Below are 20348 nucleotides of genomic sequence, written 5' to 3' on the forward strand. Positions count from 1 at the left end.
ACCGCCCGGTCTCCGGCGCCCGACTGCACGGTCCGGCCCGCGCCGGCCCGCCGCCTGGGTGAAATATTCCGGTCCGATGTTGCTCACCGCGGGGCATGGCGTACACTAGCGACCAAGCCGGCGGCGCGATTCACACAGCGCGAAAATGAAGCGCTGCATTATACGCGCCCCGAACTCCCAATAACCAGCAAGTCAAATAAGGAAACCCTATGCAGTTTCACGCCAGCCAAGCCGATCTACTCACACAGAAGACCGACTGTGCCCTCGTGGCGGTGTTTGAAAAGGGCAAGCTTTCGTCAGCGGCCCAGGCCCTTGACGAAGCCACGGGCGGAGTGATCCGTAATCTCGTCAAGAAAGGCGACTTCAAGGGCGAAACCGGCGAGAGCCTGGTGCTGCACGCCCCCACCGGCTGTGCCGCGGACCGGGTGGTATTGCTCGGCTTTGGCCCCCAGGGCGAGTGCAAGCCCGGCGACTTCCGCCGCGCCATGGACAGTGCCGCAAAAGCGGTGAAGCAGACCGGCAGCAAGCAACTGCACCTGTTCTGTGACGACGTTGCGGTGGCGGACCGCGACGAGGACTGGAAGGCCCAGCAGGCCGGTCTGGTCATCGCCCAGCGTCTGTACCAAGTTCAGGCCCTGAAGAGCAAAAAGACCACGCCCCCCAGCCTCGGTTCAGTCACCTACTGCGTCAGCGACAAGGACGCCCTGGCTGGAATCAAGAAGGCCGCGAAAAGCACCGCCGCCATGGCCGAAGGCATCGGCTACGCCCGGGAACTGGGCAACCTGCCCGGCAATGTCTGCACACCCTCTTACCTTGCCAGTGAAGCGAAAAAGCTCGCCAAGGGCAGCGACACCTTCAGCGCCAAGGTACTCGGCGAGAAGCAAATGCGTGAACTGGGCATGGGCTCCCTGCTTTCCGTGAGCGCTGGCAGTGAGCAGGAAGCGCAGCTCATAGTGATGGAGTACAAGGGCGGCGCCAAGAACGCCAAACCGGTGGTACTGGTGGGCAAAGGCATTACCTTCGACAGCGGCGGCATCAGCCTCAAGCCGGGCGCCGGCATGGACGAGATGAAGTACGACATGTGCGGCGCGGCCAGCGTGTTCGGAACCATGAAGGCCATCGAACAGTTGCAACCGAAGATCAACGTGGTGGCCATCGTGCCCGCGGCCGAGAACATGCCCAGCGGTTCCGCCACCAAACCGGGGGACATCGTCACCTCCATGGCGGGCAAGACTATTGAGGTGCTTAACACCGATGCCGAGGGCCGCCTGATCCTCTGCGACGCACTGACCTATGCGGAGCGCTTCAAGCCGGAGGCAGTAATCGATATCGCCACGCTCACCGGCGCCTGCGTTATTGCGTTGGGCAACCATGCCTCCGGGCTTTACAGCAACCGGGACGAACTGGCAGAGGCTCTGCTGGCGGCGGGCGACTATACCGGTGACCGCGCCTGGCGCATGCCCCTCTGGGACGAGTACAAGAAGCAGCTGGACAGCAACTTCGCTGACCTGGCGAACATCGGCGGCAAGGAAGCGGGCAGCGTAACAGCAGCGTGCTTCCTGTCCCACTTCACCGAAAGCTACCCCTGGGCGCACCTGGACGTGGCCGGGACGGCATGGCTGTCAGGCGCCGAGAAAGGGGCCACCGGTCGACCCGTCGCCTTGCTGCTCAACTACCTGTTGAGCCGTTAAAACCCATGCCCCAGGTGGACTTCTACATCCTGGAGAGCGACTCCCTGGCAGCCCGCCACCAGTTCGTGGCGCGGCTGCTGGGCAAGTTGCAGCGACTGGGAAAGTCGGCACTGGTGACGGTGGCTTCCGATACGGAAGCCACCGAACTGGACGCGCTGCTGTGGGCCTTTCCTCCGGAATCCTTCCTGCCCCACGGGGTCGTCGGCAACAAAGCCGGTGAAGACGCCCCGGAAGAGGCAGTACTGATTTCGGCGCGCCCCGATGAGTCCGCCGCCCGGGATGTATTCGTCAACCTGCGCCAGCAGGTTCCATCGCGCCACCGGGAACTGGGCCGGATTGTGGAAGTGGTCGTGCAGGACCCGGTGGTACTGGCCGGCACTCGCGAGAACTTCCGGTTTTACCGGCAGCAGGGCTATCCGATAGAATCCCACTCCATCCGCGAGTAAAACTGCGCCCATGACGGACAACAAAGATTCGGCACGCAAGAAGATTCTGGGAGAACTGGAATCCATCAAGGATCTTCTCCATGAGGAGCACCTGGGCGAAGTGGAGCCCCCGTTGCTGACCACCCCCGTGGATGATGAACCCACCGGCACCGACGAGCCCCCCATTCTGTCCAGGCGAGCCGCAGAGCCGGTAAAAACCCCCTCACAAAAAGAAGCCCGCCCCCGGGAAGCTGAGGACGACATCCCCATCCTCCAGGTTGAGGTGGACCCCCAGGAGTGGATGGATCCGAGCGAGTCCGGTCCCGCAGATCGCGAGCCGGCACCCGCGCCGGACCCGGAGAGCCAGCCCGGGCTATTCGACAAGCCCCGGCGCGAGCCTGCTAAACCACCCGCAGATCACGGCGATTCCGTTACCGCTCAGGAACCGGGGGCGGAGCCCCCGCCCGTCCGCAAGACCGAGAACCCCTTCCTGCCCAAGCACATTCGCGACAGGATCAACGCCAATCGCGCCGCGCAGCAGAACATGCTCAACTCCTTGTCAACGGCTCCGGCAAAGCCGCCACGGCAGGATGCCGAGTCCCGATCACCTGCTGAGTCCAAATCCGAAGATGATCTGGTGGAGGAAGTGTTGAAGCGCTGCCTTCCCAGGATCGAAGCGGAACTGCGGGAACAGATCCGGGCCATCATTCGGGAACAGCGGGAAGACTGAGCCTTCTGTAACGCTCACCACCGCCGTGGCGGTTGCTCTGCCGGACCGGGCTGTCAGGCCATAGCCCGTCAAGGTATAATTCGCCCCTTTGCTCATCGCGTCTTCACGCGCCAGCGCACCGGTAAAGTCCCGGCCGGCACCGCGTTCAGCGGCCGCCATCACCCAACCGACCGAAAAGCAGTTGAACTCATGGAAAAAACCTACAGCCCGCAGTCCATCGAAAGCAAGTGGTACCAGCATTGGGAAAAAAGCCAGTATTTTGCGCCCAAAGGTGAAGGCCGCCCCTACTGCATCATGATTCCGCCGCCGAACGTGACCGGCAGCTTGCATATGGGCCATGGCTTTCAGGCATCCATCATGGACGCCCTGATCCGCTACCACCGCATGCAGGGCAACAAGACCCTGTGGCAGGTGGGCACCGACCACGCGGGAATCGCCACCCAGATGGTGGTGGAGCGTCAACTGGATGCGGAAGGCAAAACCCGACAGGAACTGGGCCGCGAGGACTTTATCGAGCGGGTCTGGCAGTGGAAGCACGAGTCCGGCGGCCATATTACCCGGCAGTTGCGCCGGCTGGGCGCCTCGGTGGACTGGAGCCGCGAACGTTTCACCATGGACGAAGGCTTCTATGAAGCGGTTCAGGAAGTCTTCATCCGTCTCTACGACGAGGGGCTGATCTACCGGGGCAAGCGCCTCGTAAACTGGGACCCGAAGTTCCACACCGCCATCTCGGATCTGGAAGTCATTGCCGAGGAAGAAGACGGTCATCTCTGGCACTTCCGCTACCCGCTGAGCGATGGCGACGGCCACCTGGTGGTGGCCACCACCCGGCCGGAAACAATGCTCGGCGATACGGCCGTTGCAGTGCATCCGGAGGATGAGCGCTACCGGCACCTGATCGGCAAGACCATCACCCTGCCCCTGACGCACCGGGAAATACCCATCATCGCCGACGACTACGTGGATCGGGAGTTCGGCACCGGCTGCGTAAAAATTACCCCCGCCCACGATTTCAATGACTACGAGATCGGCGTGCGGCATCAGCTGCCCATGATCAACATCCTGGACGACGACGCCCGCCTCAACGATGACGTGCCCGAGCCCTACCGGGGCATGGACCGGTTCGACGCGCGCAAGCAGGTGGTCGCCGACCTGGACGCTCTCGGCGTGCTGGAAAAGGTTGAGCCGCACAAGCTGAAGGTGCCCCGCGGCGACCGCAGCGGTGTGGTCATCGAGCCCTATCTGACCCATCAGTGGTACGTAAAGACCAAACCCCTCGCCGAAGAGGCCATCAAGGTGGTGGAAGACGGGGACATCGAGTTCGTGCCCAAAAATTACGAGAACATGTACTTCTCCTGGATGCGCGACATCCAGGACTGGTGCATCAGCCGGCAGTTGTGGTGGGGGCACCGCATCCCCGCCTGGTACGACAAGGCCGGCAACATATACGTGGGTGCAAGCGAAGCGGCGGTCCGGGAAAAGCATCAGCTTCCGGCGGACCTGCCCCTGGAGCAGGACGAGGATGTGCTGGACACCTGGTTCTCCTCCGGCCTGTGGACCTTCGGTACTCTGGGCTGGCCCGCCGACACGGAAGAACTGCGCAACTTTCACCCCACCGATGTGCTGGTGACGGGCTTCGACATCATCTTCTTCTGGGTCGCGCGCATGATTATGCTGACCCTGCACTTCCGCAAGGAAATCCCCTTCCGCAAGGTGTACTGCACGGGCATGGTGCGGGACAGCCACGGGCAGAAGATGTCCAAATCCAAGGGCAACGTCCTGGACCCCATCGACATGATCGACGGGATTGATCTCGAGTCCCTGCTGGCCAAGCGCACCGCTGGCATGATGGTGCCGCACCTGAAGCAGAAGATCGAAAAACAGACCCGCAAGGAGTTCCCCGAGGGCATCGAAGCCTATGGCACCGACGCACTGCGCTACACGTTTTACTCTCTTGCCTCACGCAGCCGTGACATCAACTTCGATGTGGGCCGGATTGAAGGCTTCCGCAACTTCTGCAACAAGATCTGGAACGCGGCCCGTTACGTGCTGATGAACTGCGAGGACTACCAGTCCGGCGGCGAGGTGGAACTTTCCCTCGCCGATCGCTGGATCATTTCCCGCTTTCAGGATGCGGCCCAGGCGGTGAGGGACGGCATGGACAGCTACCGCTTCGACCTGGCCAGCCAGGCCCTCTATGAGTTCGTATGGAACGAATACTGTGACTGGTACCTGGAACTGTCCAAGCCCGTTCTCTGGGATGAGAACGCCACCGACGCCCAGAAGCAGGGCACTCGCCAGACCCTGCTGCAGGTTCTGGAGGCAACTCTGCGCCTGGCGCACCCGCTGATGCCATTTATCACCGAGGAAATCTGGCAACTGCTCAGGGACAAGGCGGGCGCCAAAGGCGACACCATCATGTACGCCCCCTACCCCGCTGCCGACGACGGCAAGCGGGATTCACAGGCGGTTGCGGACATCGAGTGGGTGAAAAATTTCATCGTCGGCATTCGCAACATTCGCGGCGAGATGCAACTGGCCCAGGGCAAGCTGCTGGCGGTCTTGTGCAAGAACGGCGATCAGGCCGATCGCCGTCGGGTGGACGAGAACCGTCAGTTCCTGAGCAAACTGGCAAAACTGGAATCCATCCAGTGGCTGGAAAGCGGCGCTGAAGAGCCCCTCGCCGCGACCGCGCTCGTGGGCGACATGGATATTCTGGTACCCATGGCGGACCTGATCGACAAGGAGGAGGAAAGCAAGCGCCTGCAGAAGGAAATCGACAAACGCAGCAAGGAGCTCAAACAGGTACGCGGCAAGCTCGGCAACGCCAACTTTGTCGACAAGGCACCGGCCGAGGTTGTGGAGAAGGAGAAAGCCAAGGAGCAGGAACTCAGCAATGCAGTGGAGAAACTGCAGTCTCAGTTGACGCGAATCCAGGCGCTGTAAGCAGCCAGGTGCATCAGCGCCACAGCGCTGATGCACTGGATTCAGTCGAACAAATCCAGAGCTTCCGGCTCGCAGTCCGCGATACCGAGCGCCTGACGGACCGGCGCGAAGGAGCGGCGGTGAATGGGACAGGCGCCCAGCTGCTGGAGGGCCTCAAGATGGGCCGCCACGGCATAACCCTTGTGCGCCGCGAAACCGTAGCCGGGATACTGTGTGTCGAACTCGACCATCTCCCGGTCGCGAACCACCTTGGCCAGAATCGAAGCAGCGCTGATGACAGGGACGCGGCCGTCCCCTTTGACAACCGCTTCCGACTTGTAAGACCACTCAGGACACTTGTTGCCGTCCACCAGCACGTATTCCGGTGCAATGGACAGTCCTTCGACGGCCCGGGTCATGGCCAGAAGGGTCGCGTGGTAGATGTTGATCCGGTCGATCTCGGCCACGCTGGCACGCGCCACAAACCAGCACATGGCTTTTTGCCGGATTTCATCGAAGAGCGCTTCGCGTTTCTTTTCGCTTAGCACCTTGGAGTCGTTGAGACCTTCGACCGGATTGTTCGGGTCGAGAATGACCGCCGCCGTGACCACGTCCCCCGCCAAGGGGCCGCGCCCCACCTCATCCACGCCCGCCAGCAGCTCACCTTTATAACTGCAGACAAAGGGGGGGAGCCCATCCTGAGCGCTCTCTTTCCTCACGGGTCCACCCCGGTGCGCGGGGCCGATGCACGAGCAAGAGCCAGTACCGCGTCGGCGGCGCGTTCGTCGGCATTCTGTTGCAACTGGATATGGATGGACAGAAACTCCTGCTTCAACGCCTCCACCTTGTCGGCATTTTCCAGGTAGCTCAGCAGGTCCCGCCCCATGGCCTCCGGGTCAACCCGATCCTGCAGATATTCCGGCACCAACTCACGGCCCGCAAGAATGTTGGGGAGCGAAATGTGGGGGATTTCCAGCAGCCGCGAGTAGATGGCGTAACTGAGACGCGGGAATTTGTAGGCGACGACCATGGGGCGCTTCAGTAACAGCGCTTCCAGCGTGGTCGTACCCGAAGCCATCAGAACCGCATCCGCCGCGCACATGACTTCGTGAGAGCGCCCGTGGGTCAGAGTTACGGGAAGGTCGGGCTTATGCTTCAACAGTTCCTGAAGCTGGGCATGGCGCGCCTCGTTGGCGGCGGGCATGATGAAATGCAGATCGGGTTTTTGGCGCAGACACCACTCGGCAGTGGCCAGGAACTCAGGGGCGATCAACTTCACTTCGCTCGACCGGCTGCCCGGCAGGAGCGCAATTACCCGCTGATCCGGGGAGAGTCCCAGGGCATCCCTCGCGGCGCGCTGATCCGGCACCAGGGGAATGCGATCGGCGAGGTAGTGCCCCACAAAGGAAACGGGCACATTGTGTTCTTTGTAGAACCTCGCCTCGAATGGAAACAGGCTCAACATCAGGTCAACCGAGCGCGCGATCTTGTGCACGCGTTCGCGCCGCCATGCCCAGATTTGCGGGCTGACGTAATGGGCCGTCTTGATACCGGCCTGCCGGAGCCTGTGCTCGAGGGTGATGTTGAAGCCCGGCGAGTCGATGCCGAGAAAAACCGCTGGCGGGTTGGCAACAAAATGCCGGTAGATGCGACGGCGAATGGCCAGGAGTTCCGGCAGCCGCTTGAGTGGTTCGACAAACCCCATGACCGCGAGGCGCTCCTGATCGGCCAGGGAGTGAAAGCCGGCGGCGATCATCTTCGGCCCGCCAATGCCTTCGAACTGTGCGTCAGGAACGCGCTTTTTGATGGCTGCGATCAGGCCGGCGCCAAGGGAATCACCCGACATTTCACCGGCCAGCATTCCAATACGCAGGGGTTCGGACATGGGAGCGGCTCTAGCGAACGATGCCGCGGGTGGATCGGTTGAGGGAATCCAGCATGGGCTGGACGACCGGAGAACTGGCCGCCAATGCGGTCAGCTCAGCCTTCGCTTCCTCGATCCGGAGATGGCGGCGATAGATGATCTTGAATGCTTTGACGATGATGGCCTGCTCGTCCTTGGTGAAGCCGCGCCGCTTCAAACCGACCAGGTTGACGCTCTTGGCCTCCGCGGGGTTGCCGGTGACCATGACGTAGGCCGGGACGTCCTTGCCCACCGCTGTACCCATGGCCGTAAAGCTGTGTGGACCAATATCGCAGAACTGATGAACCAGGGTAAAGCCGCTCAACTGGGCGTAATCGCCTACGTGAACGTGCCCGGCCAGGGCCGCATTATTGACGAAAATGCAGTGGTTGCCGATGACGTTGTCGTGACCGATATGGACGTAGGGCATCAACAGATTGCCGTTGCCAATGGTTGTTTCGGCGCGGTCCTGCACGGTGCCCCGATGAATGGTAACCCCTTCGCGGATAACGTTGTCATCCCCGATCACCAGACGGGTATCCTCGCCCTTGAACTTCAGATCGGGGGTTGCGTCACCCACGGTCGCAAACTGGAAGATGTGATTATTGCGCCCGATACGGGTCGGCCCCTTCAGGACCACGTGGGATTCGATCCTGCTGCCCGCCCCGATCTCGACGTCGGGGCCGATGATGCTGTAGGGCCCCACTTCGACATCGTCTGCAAGCTTGGCGGAAGGATCAATAATGGCGGTGGGATGAATCAAGACTGCTCTCTCTTTCTCAGAACCGTTCGATACCGATATGGAACTCCGAATTTCCAGTCCTAATGCTTCCGAACCCCGCTCTTGATCGCAGGACCCGGGAAGCGTCCGATAGTTATCGGTTGTTGGCCGTGGTCACCGGCTGCGCCCGACGAGGTCGTTTAGCTGACTTGTCGATCAGCGCACAGGATGGTGGCTTTGGTAACCAGGTTGCCGTCCACGGAGGCCTGGCAGTCGAACTTCCAGATACCGCGTTTTTCTGATACGACCCGAGACTCGAGTTGCAGCCGGTCACCGGGCACGACCTGGCGCTTGAAGCGTACGTCGTCGGCTCCCGCGAAAAGGTAAACCGATCCGTCTTCGGGTGTTTTGTCCACAGTCTTGAAGCCGAGAATCCCTGAAGCCTGGGCCAGGGCCTCGACGATCATTACACCGGGAAAAATCGGTGCCTGGGGGAAATGGCCGTTGAACACGGCTTCATTGACGCTCACATTCTTGTAGGCGACGATGCGCTCCCCGAGAACCAGCTCCACAACCCGATCCACCAGCAGAAACGGATACCGATGGGGCAGGTATTTTTTGATTTCTGTAACGTCCATTTGTATTTCTGACATGTTGTTCTCGATCCACTATCAGTAAGGATTCAGTGTAGTACTCATGACCGGGAACGTCGTGCCGAAGCGGCCGTGTTCCCGACATTCGCCCGGGTTCAGAAACGCATCGGAGTTTCAAAGCGGAGGAGCCAGGAAAACCGACTGCAGAGTTGAAGCGCGATATTGTCCCACACTCGCCCCATCCTGCACAGTTACGGTTCCCGTTTTTCGAGATTTTTCAGACGATTGCTGATTTCGTCCAACTGGGCAAACCGCACGGCCTGCTTGCGCCACTGCCGTGTGGGGGCCATGGGAGTACCGGAGGAGTAGGACCCGGGTTGGGTAATGGACTTCGTAACCAGGCTCATTGCGGTGATGGTCACGTTGTCGACGATCTTCAGATGCCCAACAATTCCCACAGCACCGGCGATAACACAATGGGAACCGATTTCCGTACTGCCGGCGATGGCCGCGCAGCCGGCGATTACGGTGTGATCACCAATCCTGACGCCGTGGGCGATCTGAACCATGTTGTCGGTTTTCACACCGTGGCCGATCAAGGTATCGGACAGAGCTCCCCGATCTACGCAGGTCCCCGCCCCCAGCTCCACATCGTCACCGATCCGGACCCCGGCCAACTGGTGTATTTTTACCCATTGCCCCTGGTGCGGCGCGAAGCCAAATCCATCCGAGCCCACGACCACTCCGCTATGAAGGATAGCGCGCGCGCCGATGGAGACTCCGTGGTAGATGGTCACTCTGGGGTACAGGCGGCTGTCCGATCCGATACGGCTGCCGGCTCCCACATGACAGCCGGAACCGATGCTGACACCATCGCCAATAATCACGCCCGGTTCGACGGTAACGTGCGGCCCTACGGATACTCCCTGCCCGATGATCGCGTCCTCGGCGACCACAGCGCTTGGGTGGATACCGGCCGGAGCGTGCATGGGAGGCGCGAACAATTGGGAGAGGCGTGCGTAACCGTGGTATGGATCATCCACCAGTAAGGCGTTGCCCGCGAAATCACCCAATTGGTCAGGGGCGAGCACGACTGCGGAAGCTTCGGTGCTGCTCAGATACTTGCGGTACTTGGAGTTGGCGAGAAAGGCGATCTGCCCGGCGCGGGCGTCTTGCAGGGTGGCAATGCCGGTGATCCGGGTATCGGGATCACCGACGATGCGCGCATCGATGGTACGGGCCAGCTCGGTCAGAGACAGTCCGGGAAAAGACTCCGACATGGACCAGCCAGTTACCGGGCCTTGTTGAGGCGATCTGTGATCTTGCTGGTGATATCGTAGGAGCTGTCCGCGTAAGTCACTGCCTCCGCGTTCAGTACCAGGCCGATGCCTTCCGACTTGATGATGTCCTGCACCACCTCTCGGGCTTTCTGTGCCTGGGTTGCCAGGATCTGCTGAACGAGAGCCTGGTTCTCGCTCTGGAGTTTCTTGGCTACCAGCTCCAGGTCGGCACGCTTGTATTCCATCTGCTTGCGATGGTCATTCTTCTGCTCGTCGGACCAGGTTGCACCGTTCTTTTTGGCCTGCTCGTCCAGCTTTTGCAGCTCGGAGCGCAAGCTGTCGTAGTTCGCTTTCAGATCCGCGTAAGCGGCCTTGGCTTCATAATCCTTGATCTGCTTTTGCGCCGTATCGGTGTTGAGGATGGCTGCCTGCAGATTGAAGACAGCGACCTTCCCTTCCGCAAGGGCAATTCCGGAACAGGCCATCATGGCCGTTGCAAACAGGGCGATCGTTAGCTTTTTCACGTTAATTACTCCGTTGATTCCGTTATTAGAAAAATAAGCCGTTTTCAGCTTGCCGCTGACAAAGCCGACGGCTAGAAAGAGGTACCGAGGGAGAACTGGAAGAATTCCTCTTCATCGAACTCCTGCTGCTGCAGAGGGCGGGCAATACTGAAAGTCAAAGGCCCCATTCCCGATACCCAGGTGATGCCAATACCCGCCGAAGCACTCAGGCCGTCGAAGGTTATGTCCTCGACACAATTGAACTGACCCTCGGTACAGTTGGTATCGAAGACGTTGCCCGCGTCGATGAAAAACGCCGACTGGACCGAGCGCTGGTCTTTGACAAAGGGTAGTGGAAAAAGAATCTCCGCGCTAGCGGTGATCAGAACGTTACCGCCCGCTGCCCGGTCGTAGCGCCCGACCACCTGATCCGCCAGAGTACCCAGTTCGTCGGCGCTACAGTAAGGAGCGCCCGCCTCGTCACAGCGGAAATAGGTCAGCTCCCGCTCACCATCGCCATCGGTGTCGACGAATTCATAGTTCAGACGGCGCGCCGGCGAGCTGCGCGGGCCGAGGGTGTTGCGCTCGAAGCCGCGCACCGTCCCGAAGCCACCCGCGTAGAAGTGCTCGAAGGGCGGAACGTCAGTCAGATCACCGTAGGAATCCGCATATCCCAGCTCTGTGCGCAGGCGCAGGGTCAGGCTGTCCGTGAGCGGCTGAAAGACCTGCCCTTCGTAGCGCAGCTTGAAGAACTCGAGGTCACCGCCAGGCAGGGCCACATCAAGGGAGAGCTGTTGATGGGCACCGCGGGTGGGCAGCACACCGCGATTCAGGGTGGATCTGACCCAGGACAGGCGAGTGTTCAGCCAGTCGAACTCATCGCCATTGAGATCGATAAAGCCCGAAGGCGTGGTGCCCAGGACCGGGTCACCCTCTGACACCGGTACCGGGTTGAAGGCGAAATCCGCGGGATCATTGTCGGGATCGGATACAAACTCCAGGTACTCCGTCCACTCGCTCTGGTCCACGTACTGCTGATTGGGGAAACCGCTGAACAGCCGCGGCGTGGTCAGATATTCCTGCGAGAGATAGTCGTCCTCACTGAGCGTCAGATGGGTGTAGCCGAAGCCGAAGCCGATTCTGGAAACCTCCGACAACGGATAGCCGAAGTTCACGGACGCTCCGTAGCGGTCGGTTTTCGAGGCGGACACATTGAACTCTTCGTAATCGGTTTCCTGGTAGAACACCGAGAAACCCCGGCTGACGCCGTCCTCGGTGAAGTAAGGATCGGTGTAGCCGAAATTGACAGAGGTCTGATAGACGTTCTTGTTGATGCCGAACTCCACCCGCTTGCCTGTGCCGAACCAGTTCTGATCCGTGAAACTGGTACCGATTACGGCGCCAAACCCCTGGGAGTAACCCACCTGGAAGTTCATCGTGCGGTTGGGCTGCTCCTCCACGGTGTAGGTCACGTCGATCTGATCGGATGTACCGGGCACCTCGGTGGTTTCCACTTCCACTTCCCGGAAATAGCCGAGTCGCTCCAGACGCACTTTGGACTGTTCGATCATTGCCGTGGATGCGGAGGCCCCTTCCATCTGACGCATTTCCCGGCGCAGCACCTCGTCGGCGGTCTGGGTGTTGCCGCGAAATTCAATCCGGCGCACGTAGGCCCGCTGACCCGGATCGATGTACATGGTGATGTCGACCGTTTTGTCCTCTTCGTTCGGCTCGGGGATGCCCCGCGCTTCCGCGAAGGTGTAGCCCTCATTGCCGAGCCGCTGGGTCACGTACTCGGACGAGGTGGTCATCAGGTACTGGGAGAAGGTCTGGCCCGGGCGAATGACGATGTAGCGCCGGATCTCCTCCTCGGAAAGGACCGGATCACCCGCCAGATTCACCTCATTGACGGTGTAGACGTCGCCTTCCGTGATGTTGATGGTGATGTACACCGCCTCCCGGTCCGGGCTGATGGAAACCGGCGCGGAGTCGATGTTGAACTCGAGATAGCCGCGATCCCGATAGTAGGACTCCAGCCGCTCCAGGTCCCCCGTGAGCTTTTCGCTGGCGTACTTGTCATTGCCGCTCAACCAGGACAGCCAGCCTGTGGTCTGGATTTCGAACAGATCCAGCAGCTCCTCATCGTCAAAGGCCTCATTGCCGACGATATTGATGTGCTTGATCCGCGCTTCACGACCCTCGTCCACGTTGATATTGAGCCGCACCTGGTTGTTGGGCAGGTCGATCACTTCCGTGTCCACCGAGGCGCCATAGCGCCCCTGCTTCACGTATTCGCGGGCAAGGCTCTGGGCCATGCCTTCAAGTGTCGCACGCTTGAGGATCTGCCCTTCCGCCAGCCCGTTATCGGCCAGGCTGCGCATCAGGTCCTCGGTCTTGATGGCCTTGTTGCCATCGATGTTGATTTCGCTGATTGCGGGGAGCTCGCTGAGAGCAATGACGAGAACGCCTCCATCGCGGCCGATCTCAATGTTGCCGAACAGGCCGGTCCGGAACAGGGAACGGGTTGCATCGCCCAGGGTCCGTTGGGAAACAACGTCCCCGACCTGAATGGGTAGAGCGGCGAAAACGGTGCCAGCGGAAACGCGCTGCAGGCCCTCGACGCGAATATCGGTCACCTGGAAACGCTCCGGTGACGGCGAGTTCTGCGCCAGCAGGGGCATGGACAGACTCAATAACAACAGGCAAAGAATTCGCTTCATAAATCAGTTCAGGTCTTCTAGCAGGGGGCGTTGGATGATCGCGGAGACGGGCGGCCGGGATATTCCTGCAGCACTATGGAGTTTGGTCTTACTTGTTCACTAATGATTGCCTTTTTCTGGCGAGCTATGCCTCGTTCTTATAGGTCGCGGCTCGAATCGGAGGCCCAACACGCTGCCTCAGCTGTATTCAAAGCCGCATGACGTCATTGTAGAGCGCCAGAATCATGATGCTGACAACCACCAGAAGGCCGACCTGGTAGCCGAGCATCTGGGCACGCTCCGATACCGGGCTTCCTTTCACCACCTCGACCAGGTAATAGGCCAGGTGGCCGCCGTCCAGGACGGGTATGGGCAGCAGGTTGAACACGCCGAGACTCACGCTCAGCAATGCCAGAAAGCTCACAAAACTCATCCAGCCGGCGTCAGCGGACGAGCCCGCCACTTTAGCAATGGTGATAGGCCCGCTCAAGTTTTTAGTGGAGATCTCACCGAGGATCAGCTTCTTCACGGAATCGAGGATGAAGACCGAGGTATCCCAGGTCTGATGGGCAGCCTTCGCGAAGGCCCCGGGCAGAGAATACTCGTAGCGGCGGATGTATTCCTCCGGCCACTGGCCCGCCATCCCGATTTTGCCGACGGCTTCTCCCTCCGGCCCCTGTTCCGCATCCGGGGTCACCTGCAGGGTCAGTTCGCGGCCATCGCGCTCTACCAGGATGTCCAGAGTCTCCCCGGGACGCGCGCTTACAAACTCCACCCACTGGGTCCAGTCCTCAACCGGGGTGTCGTTGGCGGCCAGGATGCGGTCACCGGCAGCAAACCCTGCCGCGGCCGCCGGACTGCCATCGAGCAACTCACCCACCACCACCGGCGGTGCCTGCAGGTCGAGGCCGATGCCCGCGAAAACGTCCGGCTCCTCGGTGCCCTTGAGCCAGCCCTCGATTTGAGCGCTGGAGGTGTACACCAGGTGCGAATCCGGGTACTTGACGGCAAACCTCATGGTCCCGGTCTCGCCCAGGCGGTCGATGAGCTGGCGACTGAGGGCCTGGCGGGTCGGGGTGGGCTGCCCGTCCACCGCCACGATCTCCTGACCCTGGGTGAGGCCAGCCGCATCGGCGATAGAGCCTTCTTCCACCTCGCCCACAATGGGCACAAAGTCGGCGGTACCGGGAATCAGAAGAGCCCAGAACAGCAGAACAGCGAGAATGAAGTTGGCTACCGGGCCGGCAGCTACAATGGCGATGCGCTGCCACACGGATTTGCGGGTAAATGCAAAGGGCAGATCCTCGGGCTTCACCTCCCCTTCCCGCTCGTCCAGCATCTTTACGTAACCGCCGAGGGGGATGGGGGCGATGGTGTACTCCGTGCCGCTCTTGTCATGCCAGGACCAGAGGGGTTTGCCGAAGCCAATGGAGAACCGCAACACGCGCACACCGCAGCGGCGTGCAACATAGAAGTGACCGAATTCGTGGATGGTGACCAGAATGATCAGCGCGACCAGGAACCAGAGAATTGTTTCTAAACCACCAAACATGCCGTAGAGCCTTAGTTCTTGCCAGCCGTTCCCGATGGGAGCAGCTCGCGGGCCAGGGAGCGGGCGTCCGCGTCGGCGCTTTGGACCACCTCGATACTGCTGGGTTCAACCAGAGACGAGCGTTCCAGCACTTCTTCGATGATAGCGGGAATAGCGGTAAACGACAGTCTCCCGGCCAAAAATTCCTCAACTGCCACCTCGTTGGCGGCGTTCAGGATCACCTGAGCGGTGCCGCCGGCCCGCACCGACTCCATGGCCAGCCGCAGGCACGGGAAGCGATCCAGGTCAGGCGCGGTAAATTCCAGGGGGCCGAGCTTCAGCAGGTCCAGGGCGCTGACGCCGGACGCGATACGCTCCGGCCAGGCCAGGGCGTGGGCAATAGGGGTTCGCATGTCCGGGTTGCCCAGTTGGGCCAGCACCGATCCGTCCACGTATTCGACCATGGAGTGCACCATGCTCTGCGGGTGGACCACCACCTCAATTTGGGATGGCGCAGCATCGAAAAGCCAGCACGCCTCGATAAACTCCAGCCCCTTGTTCATCATGGTGGCCGAATCCACGGAGATCTTGGGCCCCATGGACCAGTTGGGATGCTTGCAGGCCTGGGCCGGGGTAACCGCAGCCAGGTCCGCCAGAGGCGTGTTGCGGAACGGGCCGCCGGACCCGGTCAGCAGGATGCGCCGCACGCCTGCCTCCTCCAGCCCCTGAAAACCGGGTGGAAGACACTGGAAGATAGCGTTGTGCTCGCTGTCGATGGGCAGCAGGGTAGCGCCATGTTGCCGCACGGCGCTCATGAACAGGGCGCCGGCCATGACCAGTGATTCCTTGTTGGCCAGCAGAACGCGCTTGCCCGCCTGCACTGCAGCCAGCGTGGCTGAAAGCCCCGCTGCACCCACAATGGCAGCCATGATCGTGTCCACATCGGGGTGGGCGGCGACCTCGATCAACCCCTGCTCACCGGACAGGACCTGGGTGTCCGACCCCCGGCGCCTGAGGTTCTGTTGCAGGGCTTCTGCCGCTGCCCCATCCCGCATCACCGCATAGCGCGGCTTGCAGGCCATGCACTGCTCCAACAGCACGTCGGAGCGGGTGTTGGCGGTCAACGCGAAAACCTGAAATCGTTCCGGGTGGCGCGCCAGTACGTCCAGGGTGCTGACACCGATGGAACCCGTGGCGCCGAGTACTGTAACCAACTGGGGATTCATCTCAGAGCGTCCAGCCGGTAAGAGCGTAGGCCAGCGCAAACACCGGTGCCGCCGCCGTAATGCTGTCGATGCGATCCAGCACGCCGCCGTGGCCAGGCAGAATGCTGCCGCTGTCTTTGATCCCACGCTGGCGCTTGAGCATGCTTTCCAGCAAATCTCCCATCACCGAGGCCAGGCTCGCCGGCACCACCAGGGCCAGCAGCCACCAGTCCTGCACCCCGCGACCATAGGCAAGCACGAGAATAATGGCGAGCAGGGCACTGCACGCGAAGCCGCCATAGAACCCCTCTTTGGATTTGCCGGGGCTCACCAGCGGAGCCAATTTGTTCCTGCCCCAGCGACGCCCTACAAAAAACGCTCCCGTGTCGGCGCAGACCACGCTGGCGACGAGAATGACAATCAGCCACTCACCACCGGGCTGCCCGCGCAGAAACACAAGGGCGGCCCAGGACGGTACAAGCACCAGCACACCCATGAGAGTCTGCTCCCAGCGCCGGGACCAGAGCGTGGCATGGTCCGGATAACGGCCCACCAGCCAGGTCGCGAAGGCCCACCAAAGTGTCGCCAGCGCCGCTACAACGGCGAGCCGGTTTTGTACCATCTCCGCGGGTAAACGCAGAAAGCCGAGCCCCCAGCCGGTAATCAGGAACACGCCGGCAAAACCCAAGGCAAACAAGACCCGCCCGCCCCCGGAGAAGTGGGCCAGCCGGGACCATTCCCAGGCACCCACTAAGAAGGCCAGGGCCGCCACCAGCATGAACACTGACAAGGGCAGATAAAAAACCGCAGCCAGTACGCCGAAGCCCAGTACGACTGCAGTCAGAATCCGTTGTTTAAGCACCGGACGCACCCCGCACCTGATCGCCTGTCTGACCGAACCGGCGCTGCCGGCGGTGGAATTCAGAGATTGCATCGCCCAGGTTCTCGGGAGAAAAATCCGGCCAGAGCTGAGGGCTGAAATACAGCTCCGCGTAGGCCGCCTGCCAAAGCAGGAAGTTGCTGATCCGAACCTCCCCACCGGTGCGGATCAGCAGATCCAGCGGCGGCAGGTCGGCCAGCGAGAGTTCGGCTTCCAACGCATCCTCGTTGATGTCCTCCACCGCCATCTGACCGTTCTGCACTTTTGTGGCGAGTGTGCGAGCCGCGTTGGCAATGTCCCACTTGCCACCGTAATCAGCGGCAATCACCAGATGGGTGCTGCCCTCGCGAGTGAGCTCCTCGGCGTTTTCAATGGCGGTAAGAACCTTGTGATTGAACCGGCTGCGTCCGCCGATAACACGCAGGCGGATGCCTTCCTCTTTGAGGCGTGGGGATTCGGAGGTGAGGTAATTGTGGAAAAGGTTCATGAGCGCGTCCACTTCACGAGCCGGTCGCCGCCAGTTTTCGCTGCTGAACGCAAAAAGGGTGAGGGCTTCAACACCTTCGTCGCGACACACGGTGAGCATGTCCCGGATTCGCTCGACGCCGGCCTTGTGTCCTCTCACGTGAACCATCCCGCGTTTTTTTGCCCAGCGGCTATTGCCGTCCATAATGATGGCAATGTGCCTGAGCGCGTTTTCAGACTCCACGGGATTCACTCCAACTACTCTGGTTTTTTACGTATGGTTTTCAACGTCGTTTGGTTTTGATCGTTTTGATCTTTTATGTCGATCAACTTTGAAACACAAACGGGTGACGGCGCACGGAGCGCAAGCGGGGGCGGCGGTCCCTGCGCCATCAAACTGCCATAGGGAAAGGACGGACTAGATTTCCATCAGGTCGGTTTCTTTCTCGCCGAGCCGCTTGTCCACTTCGTCAATGTATTTATTGGTCAGCTTCTGTACTTCATCCTGCGCGCGGCGATCGTCGTCCTCGCTGATTTCCTTCTCTTTGAGCAGGTCCTTGACCTGAGCAAGCGCGTCGCGCCGGATGTTCCGGATCGACACCCGCGCTGTTTCCGCCTCGGTACGGGCCTGTTTGATGAAGCCCTTGCGGGTCTCCTCGGTCAGAGCCGGCATGGGTACCCGGATAAGACCGCCCGTGGTACTGGGGTTCAGTCCGAGGTCGGACTTCATGATCGCCTTCTCAATGTCGGGGACCAGAGATTTTTCCCAGGGGTTGATCGCCAGTGTACGCGCATCTTCCATGGTTACGTTGGCCACCTGGGTCAGCGGCGTATCGTTACCGTAGTAGCTCACCATGATCCCGTCCAGAATGCTCGGGTGGGCCCGACCGGTGCGAATCTTGTTGAAGTGCGTCGCCAGCGAATCCAGGCTTTTTTTCATGCGCGTTTCCGCGTCCTTTTTGATGTCCTCGATCATCGCAACTTCTCCAGTCAATTATGCTTGAATCAATGTGCCTTCATCCGCGCCGACGATGATGTTCAGCAGCGCGCCTGCTTTGTTCATTTTGAAGACCCGTACCGGCATATTGTGATCCCGGCACAGGCAAATGGCCGTGAGGTCCATCACTTCCAGCTTCTTGTCCAGAACCTGGTCATAGGTGAGGGTCTCGTACTTGGTCGCACTGCTGTCTTTCATGGGATCAGCCGTGTAGACGCCATCCACTTTGGTGGCCTTGAGTACCAGGTCCGCCTCCACCTCGATGCCGCGCAAACAGGCCGCGGAATCCGTGGTAAAGAAGGGGTTACCCGTACCCGCGGAGAAAATTACCACGTCGCCCTCGCCGAGAAAGCGAATGGCCTGGCGCCGGTCGTAGTGCTCGACGATTCCACTCATGGGAATCGCGGACATAACGCGAGACGAGATATTGGAGCGCTCCAGGGCATCGCGCATGGCCAGCGCATTCATCACAGTGGCCAGCATTCCCATATGGTCGCCCGTCACCCGGTCGAGTCCGGCGGCATTCAGTGCTGCCCCGCGAAACAGGTTGCCGCCGCCGATGACCAGCCCCACCTGAACGCCGATCCCCACCAACTGGCCGATTTCCAGAGCCATCTTATCCAGCACTTTCGGGTCGATCCCAAACCCTTCGGATCCCATCAGCTCTTCGCCGCTGAGTTTTAGCAGGATTCGCTTGTATTTCTTGTCTCGGGTCTGGGACATTGACCGGCTCCGCGCTGGATAAGGGGGGATTAAATCAGCAATCGGGAGCGGACCCGTGCCCGCCCCCGCAAGCTACGGGTTACTGCTTGGAGGCGTTCACCTGGGCCGCCACTTCCGCAGCGAAGTCCACTTCCTCCTTCTCGATACCCTCACCCACTTCGTATCGCGCGAAGGCAACGATCTCGGCTCCGGCATCCTTGGCCAGTTTGCCCACAGTCATGTCGGGATCCTTTACGAACGGTTGTTCGGTCAGGCTGTTTTCCTTCAGGAACTTGTTGATGCGGCCCTGCATCATCTTCTCGACGATGTTGTCCGGCTTGCCTGCCATGTCCGGCTGGGCCTTGATGATTTCCTCTTCCTTCGCCACAACATCGGCGGGCATGTCAGCGGGATTGACCACTTGCGGGTTGACCGCAGCCACGTGCATGGCGATGTCGCGAGCCAGATCCGCACTGCCGCCTTTCAACTGAACCATGACCCCGATGCGGTTGTTGGAGTGTACGTAGGAACCGATCACGCCACCTTCAGCTGTCATGTTCAAGGCGCGGCGCACGCCGATGTTCTCGCCGATCTTCTGGACCAGCGCCTGGCGCTGTTCTTCCAGTTCACCCTCCATGAGGGCCGCCACGTCCACCTGCTTGTCGGTGAAGGCCTTGTCGGTAACCTTGGCCACAAAGCCCATGAAGTTGTCGTCGCGAGCCACGAAGTCGGTTTCACTGTTCACTTCCACCATGACGCCGTAACTTCCGTCGTCCGCCAGACGTACAGCCACTACACCGTCAGCCGCAGTGCGATCCGCCTTCTTCGCCGCTTTCAGGCCGCTGGCCTTGCGCAGGTTGTCAATGGCCACGTCGATGTTGCCATCGGCTTCCACCAGCGCATTCTTGCACTCCATCATGCCGAGGCCGGTGCGCTCGCGCAGTTCTTTTACCATCGAAGCAGAAATCGCTGCCATGATTCTTTCCTCGTTTGCTATTCAGATTTGGATCGGAGCGCCAGCCGGCCCTCCGAATGAATTGATCACTTTCATTGGAAAAAAAGGGGGCCAACGCCCCCTTTTTGCTGTGCTGCGTGGTG

18 protein-coding genes are annotated in these 20348 nt (G+C 60.6%); 4 read left to right on the plus strand and 14 right to left on the minus strand.

Features of this window, described 5'->3' with window-relative positions; genetic code table 11:
• Positions 1-209 precede the first annotated feature (209 nt).
• From ACURWW_RS11320 to ACURWW_RS11335, 4 genes are all read left to right on the plus strand, one after another.
• On the plus strand, positions 210-1691 hold the full coding sequence (locus ACURWW_RS11320; protein ID WP_445616768.1) for a leucyl aminopeptidase: 1482 nt from the start codon (positions 210-212) through the stop codon (positions 1689-1691).
• Between the two features lie 5 nt (positions 1692-1696).
• The gene (locus tag ACURWW_RS11325) at positions 1697-2137 is read left to right on the plus strand and encodes a DNA polymerase III subunit chi (protein ID WP_445616769.1); all 441 of its coding nucleotides are present in this window, start codon (positions 1697-1699) and stop codon (positions 2135-2137) included.
• Positions 2138-2147: 10 nt separating this feature from the next.
• Positions 2148-2846: a hypothetical protein gene (locus tag ACURWW_RS11330; protein ID WP_445616770.1), complete on the plus strand. Its 699-nt coding sequence runs from the start codon at positions 2148-2150 to the stop codon at positions 2844-2846.
• A gap of 189 nt (positions 2847-3035) precedes the next feature.
• Positions 3036-5792 (plus strand): valine--tRNA ligase, encoded by a 2757-nt coding sequence (locus ACURWW_RS11335; RefSeq protein WP_445616771.1) that lies wholly within the window; start codon positions 3036-3038, stop codon positions 5790-5792.
• Between the two features lie 41 nt (positions 5793-5833).
• Here the strand turns inward: ACURWW_RS11335 and rnhB are convergent, their stop codons facing one another.
• The 14 genes from rnhB to tsf all read right to left on the minus strand — a co-directional run bounded on the left by rnhB (position 5834) and on the right by tsf (position 20226).
• The gene (gene rnhB, locus ACURWW_RS11340) at positions 5834-6490 is read right to left on the minus strand and encodes a ribonuclease HII (protein WP_445616772.1); all 657 of its coding nucleotides are present in this window, start codon (positions 6488-6490) and stop codon (positions 5834-5836) included.
• The gene (lpxB, locus tag ACURWW_RS11345) at positions 6487-7656 is read right to left on the minus strand and encodes a lipid-A-disaccharide synthase (protein ID WP_445616773.1); all 1170 of its coding nucleotides are present in this window, start codon (positions 7654-7656) and stop codon (positions 6487-6489) included. Before lpxB ends, rnhB begins: the two co-directional genes overlap by 4 nt.
• Before the next feature lie 10 nt (positions 7657-7666).
• A complete protein-coding gene (gene lpxA, locus ACURWW_RS11350) occupies positions 7667-8437 on the minus strand; it encodes an acyl-ACP--UDP-N-acetylglucosamine O-acyltransferase (protein ID WP_445616774.1) in 771 nt (256 codons plus the stop codon).
• Positions 8438-8595: 158 nt separating this feature from the next.
• Positions 8596-9048, minus strand: coding sequence for a 3-hydroxyacyl-ACP dehydratase FabZ (gene fabZ, locus ACURWW_RS11355; protein ID WP_445616775.1), 453 nt, complete (start codon positions 9046-9048; stop codon positions 8596-8598).
• Positions 9049-9239: 191 nt separating this feature from the next.
• A complete protein-coding gene (gene lpxD / locus ACURWW_RS11360; protein WP_445616776.1) occupies positions 9240-10268 on the minus strand; it encodes a UDP-3-O-(3-hydroxymyristoyl)glucosamine N-acyltransferase in 1029 nt (342 codons plus the stop codon).
• Positions 10269-10279: 11 nt separating this feature from the next.
• Positions 10280-10792 carry an OmpH family outer membrane protein gene (locus tag ACURWW_RS11365; RefSeq protein ID WP_445616777.1) on the minus strand — a complete coding sequence of 171 codons (513 nt, stop codon included), beginning with the start codon at positions 10790-10792 and terminating at the stop codon, positions 10280-10282.
• 71 nt (positions 10793-10863) lie between these two features.
• A complete protein-coding gene (gene bamA, locus ACURWW_RS11370) occupies positions 10864-13491 on the minus strand; it encodes an outer membrane protein assembly factor BamA (RefSeq protein ID WP_445616778.1) in 2628 nt (875 codons plus the stop codon).
• Positions 13492-13678: 187 nt separating this feature from the next.
• A complete protein-coding gene (gene rseP, locus ACURWW_RS11375) occupies positions 13679-15022 on the minus strand; it encodes an RIP metalloprotease RseP (protein ID WP_445616779.1) in 1344 nt (447 codons plus the stop codon).
• An 11-nt stretch (positions 15023-15033) separates the two neighbouring features.
• The gene (gene ispC, locus ACURWW_RS11380) at positions 15034-16227 is read right to left on the minus strand and encodes a 1-deoxy-D-xylulose-5-phosphate reductoisomerase (RefSeq protein WP_445616780.1); all 1194 of its coding nucleotides are present in this window, start codon (positions 16225-16227) and stop codon (positions 15034-15036) included.
• A 1-nt stretch (position 16228) separates the two neighbouring features.
• Positions 16229-17068: a phosphatidate cytidylyltransferase gene (locus tag ACURWW_RS11385; RefSeq protein WP_445616781.1), complete on the minus strand. Its 840-nt coding sequence runs from the start codon at positions 17066-17068 to the stop codon at positions 16229-16231.
• A complete protein-coding gene (uppS, locus tag ACURWW_RS11390) occupies positions 17061-17795 on the minus strand; it encodes a polyprenyl diphosphate synthase (RefSeq protein ID WP_445616782.1) in 735 nt (244 codons plus the stop codon). The genes ACURWW_RS11385 and uppS overlap by 8 nt, the downstream gene beginning before the upstream one ends.
• 174 nt (positions 17796-17969) lie before the next feature.
• Positions 17970-18527: a ribosome recycling factor gene (gene frr, locus ACURWW_RS11395; protein ID WP_445616783.1), complete on the minus strand. Its 558-nt coding sequence runs from the start codon at positions 18525-18527 to the stop codon at positions 17970-17972.
• 18 nt (positions 18528-18545) lie between these two features.
• A complete protein-coding gene (pyrH, locus tag ACURWW_RS11400) occupies positions 18546-19271 on the minus strand; it encodes a UMP kinase (protein ID WP_445616784.1) in 726 nt (241 codons plus the stop codon).
• A gap of 79 nt (positions 19272-19350) precedes the next feature.
• Complete coding sequence (gene tsf, locus ACURWW_RS11405; RefSeq protein WP_445616785.1) at positions 19351-20226, minus strand: translation elongation factor Ts; 876 nt, start codon at positions 20224-20226, stop codon at positions 19351-19353.
• Between the last annotated feature and the right edge of the window lie 122 nt (positions 20227-20348).

The sequence above is a fragment of the Gilvimarinus sp. F26214L genome (assembly GCF_054401055.1).